1 protein-coding gene is annotated in these 848 nt (G+C 64.9%); it reads left to right on the top strand.

The window, feature by feature from the left end; genetic code table 11:
• Positions 1-44: 44 nt before the first annotated feature.
• Positions 45-838, top strand: a protein-coding gene (locus tag LCE31_RS40000) for an IS5 family transposase (protein WP_441349441.1) whose coding sequence is annotated in 2 segments (ribosomal slippage) — positions 45-374 and positions 377-838 — 792 coding nt in all. Because the reading frame shifts where the segments join, the coding sequence is not laid out codon by codon here.
• Positions 839-848 lie beyond the last annotated feature (10 nt).

An 848-nucleotide genomic window follows, 5' to 3' on the forward strand; every position in this document is an offset into this window, starting at 1 on the left:
AGAAGTCATCTCATTTGGTTGGGTAGTCTGGGCTCGTGGGGATAGTGGAGCGTCTCGTGCCTGATGAGTTGTGGGAGCTGTTCGAGCGGGTGGTGCCGCCGGCTCCGGTTCGGCCGCAGGGTGGTGGTCGTCGACGCTACGGAGATCGTGAGGTGTTGGCAGCGATCGTCTTCGTTGCCACGTCGGGCTGCACTTGGGCGCAGTTGCCGCCCTCGTTTGGGCCGTCGGGGCCGACGGCCCACCGTCGGTTCAGTGAGTGGTCCAAGGCCCGCGTTTGGGGCAAGCTGCACCGTCTGGTCCTGGACGAACTGGGAGCGCGCGGGGAGCTGGATTGGTCGCGGTGCGCGATCGACTCGGTGAACATGCGGGCCTTGAAAAGGGGGATCTGACAGGTCCGAATCCTGTGGATCGCGGCAAGTACGGGTCGAAGATCCACTTGATCACCGAGCGCACCGGTTTACCACTCTCGGTGGGCATCTCCGGGGCGAACATGCACGACAGCCAGGGACTGGAGCCTCTCGTACGAGGCATCCCGCCCATCCGCTCCCGGCGCGGACCGCGGCGGCGAAAGCCCGGCAAGCTCCACGGCGACAAAGGCTACGACTACCGCCATCTGCGGCAATGGCTCAGCAGCCGAGGCATCAGCCACCGCATCGCCCGCAAAGGCGTCGAGTCCTCCGAGCGTCTGGGCCGCCATCGCTGGGTCGTAGAACGGTCGATGTCCTGGCTCGCAGGCTGCCGCCGCCTCCACCGACGCTACGAACGCAAAGCAGAACACTTCCTCGCCTTCGCAGGCATCGCCGCAACTCTCATCTGCTACCGACGCCTCACCAAATGAGATGACTTCT

Origin of the sequence: Streptomyces sp. 8L (assembly GCF_020176795.1) — a bacterium.
GTDB lineage: Bacteria > Actinomycetota > Actinomycetes > Streptomycetales > Streptomycetaceae > Streptomyces.